Origin of the sequence: Pseudobutyrivibrio sp. MD2005, assembly GCF_000621865.1 — a bacterium.
Taxonomy (GTDB): Bacteria; Bacillota; Clostridia; order Lachnospirales; family Lachnospiraceae; genus Pseudobutyrivibrio.
Genome location: NZ_JHXE01000027.1, coordinates 1 through 10,953 on the forward strand (window position 1 = coordinate 1; position 10,953 = coordinate 10,953).

Genomic DNA, 10,953 nt, shown 5'->3' on the forward strand with positions numbered 1-10,953 from the left:
ATTTACAAAGTGGGAATCTCATTTACAAAACTAGATTTTCACTTACAAAACGGGAGTCTTGTATTACAAACGGGACTCTCGGACTACTATTAACCTGAAGTATACATTGGGATATGAAAAATGTCAAATATATATTACATAATTCATATATCGTTAGACATTACTAACGAAAAGTAGTATCATCGATTCATCTATTCATCTAGATCAATTTTGCTAGCATTGGCGGCTTCATCAATCATATCTTCATAGCCAGTGAGAGCAGCGAATGGCATAAACTGCGCCGCGCGGTCGTAGAGACTCATATGTGGATGAGTCTCTGATTGATGATGTGGCATGTCGATTATATCTTTATAAACGATTCTAGGATCGTCTTCTTTTCTAGTGATTCCTACAGACATAAAAACTCCTATTTAACTAATCGCCGGAGGCATGGCCTCCGATTTGTTTGTTTCGTTTCATGGTCATGGCGCCTTCCTGAAGATTCATTCCCTTTAGGACAGCATTTTTCCCGAATTTATCTTGCATGGCAAGAGTTGCTTTTTGAAGCTTTCGCTCTTTTTCGTCTGCGGCAGCCTCGGCTGCTTTTTGACGTTCTAGGGCATCGTAATCAGTGAAAAGATCAATCTGGAAAGGCTCATCTGCAGGGATCTCTTCGTTAGTGATAAGATTGCAGGCAACAACAGTGATGCGACGAACTAAAAGCTCAGGGTCGATAATGTGGTCATAAAGTTCCATCATTACTTCCATAATACGGGAGGTGGAGCTGGTCCATCTGTCTATGTTGCCGGTGCCGTGGGCATGGTAGGGCAGAGGGCGTCCAAAATGATCTACGGACACCTTACCAGTGTAACGTTTATTTGTGCCCTTTAGCACAAAGATGGAATCGGCAGGACTTTTGCCTTTGTAACCGTATTCAAGACTGGTTCTGTCGTAGCCTATAGTAAGCTCGATTTTTTTAGTGACTAGATCTTTACGAACTAGATCCAGTGCTAAAAGCTCTGTCATTTCTTTGACTATAATGCGAGCTTTATCTGTGGTGTAGGGTTCCATGAGAACCTGGCCACTTGAGATGCTATTGGTTTGAGGCTTGTAGCTTTTAATTGTGGATATTTCGGTTGGCTCCCAGCCCCAAGCGTGGTCAATTAAGAGCTCGGCGTTGATACCAAAAGCTTTGTATAAAATGTCTTCGTTTTTAATGCTCATTCTGGCAATGTCACCCATGGTAAAAAGACCAAGACTTGCGAGCTTGCGAGTGATACCTGCGCCAACACGCCAAAAATCTGTAAGGGGTGTATGACACCAGAGAAGCTCACGGTAGGATTGCTCATTTAATTCTGCGATACGTACCCCGTCTTTATCTGCGGGAACATGTTTGGCTACAATATCCATGGCTATCTTGGCAAGGTACAAATTGGTTCCGATGCCAGCAGTTGCAGTGATTCCAGTCTCTTCCATAACGTCGTGAATCATCATCATAGCCAGCTCACGAGGAGTGCAACCATAGGTGTTTAGGTATGCTGTAACATCTATAAAGCATTCGTCGATTGAATAGACGTGAATGTCTTCCCAAGAGACATAGCGAAGATAGATGGTATAAATGAATGTGGAAACTTCCTCATAACGCTTCATGCGAGGGGGAGCAGTGATATAAGAAAGCTCAAGAGATGGATCTGATTTGAGGGCCTCAGCATCGGAGGAAGCTCCGGAAAACTGTAGCTTTCCAGTGACGGAATCCTTAACAAGAGCCCCTAGGGATTTTGCTTTATAAAAACGCTCTGCGTTGATTTCCTTTACACGCTGAACAACTTCGAACAATCGGGCTCTACCAGAAATGCCATAGGCCTTAAGAGATGGGCTTACGGCAAGGCAGATGGTCTTCTCTGTGCGCGATGAATCCGCTACAACAAGATTTGTAGTGAGAGGATCAAGCTTTCTATCCATAAGCTCGCATGATGCATAAAATGATTTTAAATCTATGGCGATGTAGGTTCGCGTGTTGTTCATGTAATACATACTCCTTTGTTATAAATATATACCCGAACAAATGTGCTTGTCAAATTGATATAGATTCCTGAAAAACTGGGCTTCAAGAATGGCGAAGTTTTATATATAATTCAAGATATGCATATGATAGATTTAGAAGTTCGTAGTATTTACAGGAGATGAGCATGAAATACACCGAAATAGTAGAAGCAAAATTTATAGAGCGACCTAATAGGTTTATTGCAAATGTGGAAATAGAAGGAAATCCGGTTACGGTTCATGTGAAGAACACGGGCAGATGTAAGGAGTTGTTGGTAAAAGGGGCCACGGTGTATCTTGAGAAAGCCAAGAATCCAGAACGAAAGACTCCTTATGATTTGGTTGCAGTCGAGACACCAATTGGAATTATAAACATCGATTCACAGGCGCCTAATGCCGTGGTAAAGGAATGGCTTTTAAAGCAAGATTACGACAAGGTGATTCCGGAATACAAATACGGTAATTCGAGAATCGATTTTTACATGGAAAAAGGGAATGAAAAATACCTTATGGAAGTAAAGGGCTGCACCCTTATCAAAGATGGTATTGGATATTTCCCTGATGCCCCAACAGAGCGCGGGGTTAAACATTTGCGAGAGCTTACCGAGGCTGCCAAACATGGGTTTAAAACTGCTGTTGCATTTGTAATTCAAGTGGAAGGAGTAGCAGAAGTACGGCCCAATATTGATACTCATCCAGAGTTTGGCACAGCCCTTGCCGAGGCAAAGCAGGCAGGAGTAGAAGTGCTTTGCCTTAAATGCAAGGTGGATAAAGATAGTTTAGAGATATATCACAAGTTAACATAACATTGCGGGCTCCAATAAAATTTGTGATAAGAATTTAGTAAAAACAGCCTTTTTTTATCGCAAAGTCGCTTAGGACCAGTATATACTCGTTGGCTTGTGATAAAAAATGGACTAATTCGAAATTTTGCTATCGCAAATCTTTTCTAATGCTGCATAATATCGTTGGGTTGCGATAATTAATATATTTCAGGAGGAAAAGAAATGTCATTTGATCAGCGCAAAAAATCATCACTCAGCAAGGAGCTTTATAACACTCTTGTAGAGGATGGTTACGCAATAGATTTTGCTGCTTTGATAACTGATAATTTAAATACTGATTTTACTGCTGGAAGGATGCTTGAATATATGGCGCATTATGATCATCTTCCAGAGGTGGAGATTGTAGATGAGATGTTAGCGATACTTTCAGATAGAAAGCAGATAATGGATAAAAAGGCTGCTGAAAGTTATAATGCTGCCTGGAATAACTATAGGCAAGCAGGGATATTTGATAATATTGATGATTAGAGGTATTTAGTGAGCAAATCTGAAATTATCCATCATAGAGTTAATCGCATCTGATACCAAGTAACATTGCCATGCACAGATTCGCTTATACCCTCATTTACAAATCCAAATTTCGAATAGTAGTGGAGAAGCTTATCTTTGCAGGTAAGAACAAGCCCTGCGCGGCCTTGGCTTTTAGCATCTGAAATTGCACGTTTAATTAATTCGCCTGCATAGCCGTGATTTCTATATTCTGGTAGAGTATTAACGCCAAATATCATCTGCCATTTTCCATTTTCATTATGTAAGGCGGCTTTTGCATACATTTCATCAGTGAGATTTGGCTCATCTGTGCAGAAACCATCGACGAATGCGATTAATTTATCATCATCAAACATGAGCCAAAAGTGGTTGGCGTAATGAGCTAGTCTGTCTTTAAATTCTTCGGAAGTAGCTGCTTCTGCAGGTGGAAAGCATGCGGCTTCCACTTTTGAAATTGAAGTGAGGTCATCTATAGTTGCAGTTCTAATAATCATTTCTAATTCCTTTCTACATACCATTTTAGGATAGTTATTATTTAACTATTATTCAAGTGGCGTTAACTTTTCAAAGAGAAAAAGATAGTCAGCTTGCGATTTACCTACTATCATAGTATGCTAAAGAAAAGATGCCGAGACTGCGTATGATGACTATATAATGGGCAAACGTTCATACATGGACGTTTCTGCTGATTATAAAACGACTTGACTATTTGTAAAAAGAGGACTATAACATAGTCGAACACGAGAAACAAACGAAACGCCAATTGAATATCGACATTCCGCAAATTTCCCTGCTCAAATATTTGTATTTTAGGAGGAAGAGACAAATGGATACTTACAGAGTACAAAGACGTGACATGGAAAAGAAGGCAAAGAGGTTGAGAAGAGAAGGCTACGTTACAGGTAACCTGTTCGGTAAGGATATCGAGCAATCAATCCCACTCCAGTTCGAGGTTAAAGAGGCTGAAGCTCTTAGAAAGAGCGGGCACACTCAGGTGACTCTTGATTTGGAAGGAAAGAAGTACAATGTGTTACTTAAGGAACTGCATTATGATGCTGCTAAGCATCAGATTGTAGAGATGGATTTCCAGGAGCTTGTTAAGGGCGAGGTAATTCATGCAACAGCAGAAATTGTTCTTGAGAACAAGGAAGCTGTTACCGAAGGTGTTTTAGAGCAGCTAGTTTCTGAGGTTGCTTACAAAGCAAAAGCTGAGGATGTAGTTGAAAAGATTGAAATCGACTGCAGTACACTTAGACTTGGTGATACAGTTACGGTTGCAGATTTAGCGATTGCAAAGAACAAAAAGGTTGAGGTAACTACACGAGCTGATCAGGTAGTGGTTGAAGTTATTGCAGCAAAGAATAAAGTAGCAGAAGCTGATGAAGAAGAGGATTCTACTCAGGCCGCTTCATAAAGACTTTTAGGGAAATCCCGTTTGGAGTCTCCCATAATAAAAAGCTAGGTGCAAATTTTGCTCCTAGCTTTTTTATTTATCGTCTACCTCAATTAATTCATGGGCAGTGCCTTTACCCTCTCGTAATTCATTTATAGACTTTAAGATATAAGCTTGATTCTCAGGAGAATAGCATAGACATTAGTTCAGAAAAAAAATGTTATTTGCCATATTCGAGGGCCTATTTCTGAGTAATCTACAAGAAGTCGTGGATAGTTAAAATAATTTAATGAAGATGGGCAGGTTTGAATAGAAGAAAGGGAATTGTAATCATTAAACTACATTATTTTTTTGCAAATATAAAATAATAATGTAGTTTTTTCAATGAGTGATTCTCTTGGATAAGATATATAGAAAAAATGCACCCCAATGACATTATAATGGGGAATATAATTGATAATTAGTCTACATTATGGATAATATGGGTTAAATAAATTTGCAGACTACATTTTTTTAGAAGTTTTTTTAGAAAAAATGTATTTTCATTTATCCAGGCGATGATTTAATAGAATTTAATAATTTACCAGTAAAATATGGAATTGCAAAGTAACATTGCTTTCAGTAAACATTGGCCCATTATTATACCTATAAATCAGCATTTTACAATATTTCCGCCAAAGCCTGCAGCAGAGATTCTGCAAATTGATGATGTCCTTCAATTGAAAAATGAACGCCATCATAGCCCATCTCTATATTCCAGGCGCCAGCATTGATGGCATTAATGCTATGTTCGTTAGCTAATTTCATATAGCCTTCATTCATTTCTACACTGCAGTCGTGATAGAGCTTAAGTTCCGGCTCTAGGGCACTGATGTATGGTGGTGCAATAAGGATAAATTTAGCAAGACAATGCTGATTTACATAGTCTAGGATGTCATCAAGGCGTTTTAGAGTGGCGGCTACATTTGGATGATTTGTAAGCAAGATATCATTGGTTCCAAGCATCATAACAAATACGTCGTCGCTTGTTAGCCCTTGAAGGAGTGTTGTGAAGTGGCCGTGCCCTAATTCTGGTAGCATTCGGCCATTCATTCCTTCTTCGATGATTTCGTAGTTGTTTCCCAAGGCTTTTTTTACATGAGTAGTCCAACGAATTTCTTCGGGATATCTGCCACCCAAGAAACCTCTTGGGTCATAGCCGTAAGTATTTGAATCTCCAAATAGTATTAGTTTCTTCATGGAATTTACCTCATTTTATGACAAGTACAGTTAATATCGAAAGAACCGCAATAGCTTTATAGCATCGCCTTTTGATTCTAGGATAGTTATTATTTGATTATTATTCAAGGAGATGAATACAAAATGTGTTGACGCAGTGTCAGAAGAGTGATATTATCCAATTATTGACTGACATGATGTCAATAATAACAGGAACTAGCTAAAAAGGAGTGAATATAATGAGCGAAAAGATAGTACAGACAGCAGGAAGAACTCAGCTTGGAGAATTTGCACCAGAGTTTGCACATTTTAATGATGATATTTTGTTTGGAGAAAACTGGAATAATCAGGATATTGATGTAAAGACACGAAGCATAATTACAGTTGTGGCACTTATGTCACAGGGAATTACAGATAGTAGCTTGAAATATCATATCCAGAATGCGAAAAATCATGGTGTTACACAAAAGGAAATGGCTGCAATTATAACACATGTAGCTTTTTATGCTGGATGGCCAAAGGCATGGGCAGTGTTTAATCTGGCAAAAGAAGTATATAATGAGCCTATCGCCGAATTATCGGATAAGGATCGTTATCAGAACACTATTTTCTTCCCAATTGGTGATCCTAATGATGCCTATGCACAGTATTTTGATGGACAGAGCTATCTTATACCTGTATCTACAGAGCAGATTCCGATTTTCAATGTAACTTTTGAACCAGGATGCAGAAATCACTGGCATATACATCATGCAAAGAGTGGTGGTGGCCAGATGCTTATTTGTGTAGGCGGCAGAGGATTTTATCAGGAAGAAGGAAAGGAAGCTAGAGAGCTTCAGCCTGGTGATGTAGTCAATATTCCTGCAAATGTTAAACATTGGCATGGAGCAGCAGCTGATTCATGGTTTTCACATCTTGCAATTGAAATAGATGGTGAAGATACAAGTAATGAATGGTGTGAAGCTGTAACTAATGAAGACTATTTGAAAATTCAGTAAAAGTACATACAACTTAGGCTTTCTCAGCAACAGTATCTGCCAGAGCGAACTTTATCAAATCTGCTGGATTAGAAGAAGGATTAATCCAATCGTTGATCTTTTCTTTTGGGAGCATAAGTGGCATTCTGTCATGTATCTTAGCGAGCTCTGGTGTTGGTTCTTTGGTGAGAACCACAAAAACTGGATAACCATTCTCAATGCGATATAGGCCACACAGCCATGTAACGGTGCTGCCTGCAGGCTGTATGGCATATTTGTCGCCGGTTTTTACCTTGCCATCAGGGCTTTTGAAGTGTTCCCATTCATAGTAGTTAGATGCAGGCACGATACATCTGCGAGATTGCCAAGCATCCTTGAAGGTTGGCTTTTCACCAGCAGTTTCAAGCCTAGCATTAAATAAGGAACGCTTATTGTCTCTGGCAGTGAAGCCCCATTGCATTGGAAATACGCATTTTTCTCCTTTAGAATTAGGTGCAATCACTGGGACTATATCTGTAGGGCGGACTTCGCCATCTGTGATAAGAGGCCTGGCGTGAGTATCCACAAACTTTGTAGTAAGTGGAGCATTCTTGGCAATATCTATTATTTCTTTTAATTCTGGTTGAGTTATATCAAGTGCATATCTGGTACACATATAAAATCTCCTATGGGTATTCCTCGGCAGGTACATGCTCTAAATCAGAAAAGTTTGATTCGAATGCTGATTCTGTACTTGCGATTTCTTCGTTAAATCCCTTTAGTGCATCGAAAGGGCTAAAAATTTTAGCACGTCTGGACAAGTCCATAGCGGGGTGCTTGATTGAAAAATCATCAAAAGGCCCATGCTTCGGTTTGCCTCTTTCATAGACTTTTTTATATCTATCAGTAATCATATCATTTCCTCGATTGTAATTACAAAATTATTAGGTTAGGCTCGATGTCCTCCTATTTGTTCATTTCTTTCGCGTGTTGTGGCGCCGTCCAATAGGTTGAGGCCTTTCAATATAGCATTAGCTCCATACCTATTTCGCACTTCTAATAGCGCTGCATGGATTTGTTTCTCTTTGTTGATAGAATCATAGTCAGTAAAAAGATCCAGTTGAAAATAGCCGCAATCATTTTGAATATTGCAGGCGCAAAGTCCGAGCTTGCGAAATAAAATCCTATGGTCAGTTTTCTTAATTACATCATTCATAATCGCTTCTGATACTAGCTTTGAAGTATTGGTTGCGTTGCGAAGATTTACGGTGCCATTAGAGTGGGCGGGGTGTAGTCTTCCATACCAGTCAATTGCCAGCGGCCCATCGTAGTGAGGACAGTATTCAAGACTTTTGTAATCGTAGCTTACCCACCAGGTGAACCGAGATGACACCAAATTTTTCTTGTACATGTCGCAGCAGAGGATATCAATCATCTCCTTAAATACGATGCAGGCTTCCTCATATTTGTATGGCCTAGGTAGCACCTGTCCGTTGGAAAGAGAGTGACTGTCTGATTTGTAATTTTTGATGTCATGCATTGTAACAGGCTCGATGCCCCAGGCATGGTCGATTAGAATTTCAGCATCGATACCAAAGGTTTTATAAAACCATTCCTCATCTAGCTGAGAACGCTCGGCAACATCGCCCATGGTGTACATCATATTTCGTTCCAGGCGACGAGCTTTGCCATTTCCAATCTGCCAGAAATCAGTCAGGGGCTTGTGAGGCCAAAGCAGGGCCTTGTATGATTCTTCGGTAAGATCAGCTATGCGGACGCCATCTTTATCCGCGGGAGCTTTTTTGGCAACGATATCCATTGCCACCTTGGCAAGATATAGATTCGTTCCAATGCCCACAGTCGCAGTGATTCCTGTCTGTTTTAGGACATCCTTTATCATAGTAAGAGCCATGACGTGGGCAGGACTTTGGCCTGATTTTATAGCTGCGTTTTCATATAGATGCAAGTATGGAGTGCAATCAATGAAGCTTTCATCAATGCTGTAAACATGGATATCCTCGGGAGCAACATATTTTAGAAAGATGCCATAAATCTTTGCGGATACCTTTTCATATTCCAGCATGCGTGGAACGGCAGTGATGTAAAAAATCCTGGTGTGATGAGCTCTTTCGTATCTTGCGATAGCCTGCTTTGCTTCAAATAGCCTGGGCCTGCTTGGAACGCCGATAGCTTTGAGGGCAGGAGAGACGGCCAGGCAGATGGTCTGATCCGTGCGGCTGCCAGCAGCCACCAGAAGATTGGCCTTAAGGGGATCGAGGCCTCTAGCCACGCATTCCACAGAGGCATAGAATGACTTCATATCGATAGCAATGTAGCATTTAGGGATTAGTAGCTGATCAGAAACATCCATCAGGAAACACCTACCAATTCTTCAAGCTTCATGTTTCTATCATCTATGTATATGTCACAGGTGATTTTCCTGCTGTTATTGCCATAAAGCTCTACTATTTCTGGAAGATTATCATTAATGGCATCGAAGAAAAGACCATAGTATTTGCACCATCTAACGGCATCCTCCAATGGCTTGCCTGCGCGGCAGGTCCACAAGATTATTTTGCTTCCAGCAGATTTTTCTCGTTGCAAGTACTTGATAAGTGGAAGATTAGGTGCACCAAGATTAGGCCAATCTGAATAGCATAAAGTATTGTCAAAATCTACTGCGATGATTGTATTATTAAGCTCCATAGGCAATACCTCCTTTATAATACCGAACGAAGTTTCCGAAAATATGTTTGCTTTGTAAGAAGATAATACACCCGAACATGCATTCTTGTAAATCGAACAAATTATTAAATTTAAGTGATATAGATAAACTGGTTATAAGGTGTATATATACGCCACACATGATATATTATATATATGTTTTGTATGAGCTTATATAAATAGATTAGATAAATGAAAGGAGTTTTTTATGGATTTTACAATGAGGGATTTGAAAGCTAAAAGATTTTCAGTAAATGAATTTGCGAGTGATGCTAAAAAATTAGTAGACTATGATTTTCGAGATGACTGTATTTGGAAAAGAAGCGGCTGTTCGGATGATGAGCTAAATAAAAAGAGTGGAAATTTTATAGGGATTGATTCTAGCATTGAGAAGTTTTTTATTTATAAATTTGAAGGTGAGCGCTTTACAGAGAATCAAAATAAGTATTACAAAAAAGCTTGTGATTTTATGGATGATAAAGGGTATGGCAAAGTAAAGCTAGTTGATCCTGATTCAAATAGTAGCCTTTTACAAGAAATATATCGTAAATTATGGAATAAATTTATCATAAAGTTATGCGAGGCTAAAACAATACACGGTGATACAATGAATTCTGTAACTACAACTCTCAATGAATATGTAAAGTTTATATTTCTAGAAGATGTTCGATTTTACGGCTCAAAGGAGATAGATGGTTCATTTACAGGAAAAGATGGAAAGCCATTAAAATGTTGAGCGACGCGCTCTCGCCTGAGCCAGCGACGATTTAAATTTACCGAGCTTTTCTTGAAATGCGACAGGTTTTTACCTGTGCGACACAGATATATCTGAGTTGCGACGAATTGTCGTAGTCTTATCTTTTCTCAGGGGTTCCTGAGATTAGATAAGGCCATGACTTGCATGGCCTTGTAAATTGAAAATTGAATATCAACTTGTTAATGCTTGCTCATTCACAGCAGCCATTATTACATCAGCATCGATTGTATTTTTCTGAAGCTGAGAACCAAGAAGCAAAGCATTTGTCATTACATTGTCTATGAGTCGAGGATTGCCCTGACTGTAACCGGCAAGTGCAGTGATGGCATTACTGTCAATGATTGTGGAAGCGCCACCTGCACGGCTTAGCTTATGGTAAATATACTGAGCTGTTTCGTCAGCATCAAGACCCTGGAAATCATAGTGAACAGTGATTCTTTGTTTTAATGCTTCATGAACAGGTTTCTCTAAGGTGAAGTTTAGTGCTGATTCTCCACACAGTATTAGGATAAAGCAGTTGATTGAGTCATAGTTAAAGTTCATCAGCAT

Annotated in this window: 13 protein-coding genes and 1 pseudogene; 5 read left to right on the plus strand and 9 right to left on the minus strand. The window is 39.5% G+C overall.

Going from position 1 to position 10,953, the window contains the following annotated elements:
• Positions 1-191 precede the first annotated feature (191 nt).
• Both T498_RS0109670 and T498_RS0109675 read right to left on the minus strand, forming a co-directional pair.
• Positions 192-398: a hypothetical protein gene (locus tag T498_RS0109670; protein WP_036978321.1), complete on the minus strand. Its 207-nt coding sequence runs from the start codon at positions 396-398 to the stop codon at positions 192-194.
• 16 nt (positions 399-414) lie between these two features.
• The gene (locus T498_RS0109675; protein WP_028235734.1) at positions 415-2,004 is read right to left on the minus strand and encodes a Y-family DNA polymerase; all 1,590 of its coding nucleotides are present in this window, start codon (positions 2,002-2,004) and stop codon (positions 415-417) included.
• Between the two features lie 164 nt (positions 2,005-2,168).
• Between T498_RS0109675 and sfsA the strand changes: the two genes are divergently transcribed.
• Complete coding sequence (gene sfsA / locus T498_RS0109680) at positions 2,169-2,828, plus strand: DNA/RNA nuclease SfsA (RefSeq protein ID WP_028235735.1); 660 nt, start codon at positions 2,169-2,171, stop codon at positions 2,826-2,828.
• A 201-nt stretch (positions 2,829-3,029) separates the two neighbouring features.
• On the plus strand, positions 3,030-3,335 hold the full coding sequence (locus tag T498_RS0109685; RefSeq protein ID WP_028235736.1) for a hypothetical protein: 306 nt from the start codon (positions 3,030-3,032) through the stop codon (positions 3,333-3,335).
• Between the two features lie 32 nt (positions 3,336-3,367).
• Here the strand turns inward: T498_RS0109685 and T498_RS0109690 are convergent, their stop codons facing one another.
• Positions 3,368-3,850, minus strand: a complete 483-nt coding sequence (locus T498_RS0109690; protein WP_028235737.1) for a GNAT family N-acetyltransferase — start codon at positions 3,848-3,850, stop codon at positions 3,368-3,370.
• A 332-nt stretch (positions 3,851-4,182) separates the two neighbouring features.
• Between T498_RS0109690 and T498_RS0109695 the strand changes: the two genes are divergently transcribed.
• Positions 4,183-4,770 (plus strand): 50S ribosomal protein L25, encoded by a 588-nt coding sequence (locus T498_RS0109695; protein WP_036978322.1) that lies wholly within the window; start codon positions 4,183-4,185, stop codon positions 4,768-4,770.
• Positions 4,771-5,409: 639 nt separating this feature from the next.
• On the opposite strand, the gene T498_RS0109700 is transcribed toward T498_RS0109695, so the two are convergent.
• Complete coding sequence (locus tag T498_RS0109700) at positions 5,410-5,988, minus strand: GDSL-type esterase/lipase family protein (protein WP_028235739.1); 579 nt, start codon at positions 5,986-5,988, stop codon at positions 5,410-5,412.
• 218 nt (positions 5,989-6,206) lie between these two features.
• On the opposite strand from T498_RS0109700, the gene T498_RS0109705 reads away from it, so the two are divergent.
• On the plus strand, positions 6,207-6,965 hold the full coding sequence (locus tag T498_RS0109705) for a carboxymuconolactone decarboxylase family protein (RefSeq protein WP_036978324.1): 759 nt from the start codon (positions 6,207-6,209) through the stop codon (positions 6,963-6,965).
• Positions 6,966-6,978: 13 nt separating this feature from the next.
• Here the strand turns inward: T498_RS0109705 and T498_RS15495 are convergent, their stop codons facing one another.
• Genes T498_RS15495 through T498_RS0109725 form a run of 4 tightly spaced genes read right to left on the minus strand, consistent with a single transcriptional unit; the run spans position 6,979 to position 9,629 of the window.
• Positions 6,979-7,599, minus strand: a complete 621-nt coding sequence (locus T498_RS15495) for an SOS response-associated peptidase (RefSeq protein WP_036978331.1) — start codon at positions 7,597-7,599, stop codon at positions 6,979-6,981.
• A gap of 10 nt (positions 7,600-7,609) precedes the next feature.
• Positions 7,610-7,837, minus strand: coding sequence for a hypothetical protein (locus T498_RS15500; protein ID WP_036978326.1), 228 nt, complete (start codon positions 7,835-7,837; stop codon positions 7,610-7,612).
• A gap of 35 nt (positions 7,838-7,872) precedes the next feature.
• Positions 7,873-9,294, minus strand: coding sequence for a Y-family DNA polymerase (locus T498_RS0109720; RefSeq protein WP_036978328.1), 1,422 nt, complete (start codon positions 9,292-9,294; stop codon positions 7,873-7,875).
• Positions 9,294-9,629 carry a hypothetical protein gene (locus T498_RS0109725; protein WP_028235742.1) on the minus strand — a complete coding sequence of 112 codons (336 nt, stop codon included), beginning with the start codon at positions 9,627-9,629 and terminating at the stop codon, positions 9,294-9,296. Before T498_RS0109725 ends, T498_RS0109720 begins: the two co-directional genes overlap by 1 nt.
• A gap of 226 nt (positions 9,630-9,855) precedes the next feature.
• Between T498_RS0109725 and T498_RS0109730 the strand changes: the two genes are divergently transcribed.
• A complete protein-coding gene (locus tag T498_RS0109730) occupies positions 9,856-10,383 on the plus strand; it encodes a hypothetical protein (protein WP_028235743.1) in 528 nt (175 codons plus the stop codon).
• A gap of 192 nt (positions 10,384-10,575) precedes the next feature.
• Here T498_RS0109730 and T498_RS16930 read toward each other — a convergent pair.
• Positions 10,576-10,953: pseudogene (locus tag T498_RS16930) on the minus strand (ExeA family protein); the annotation flags it as partial.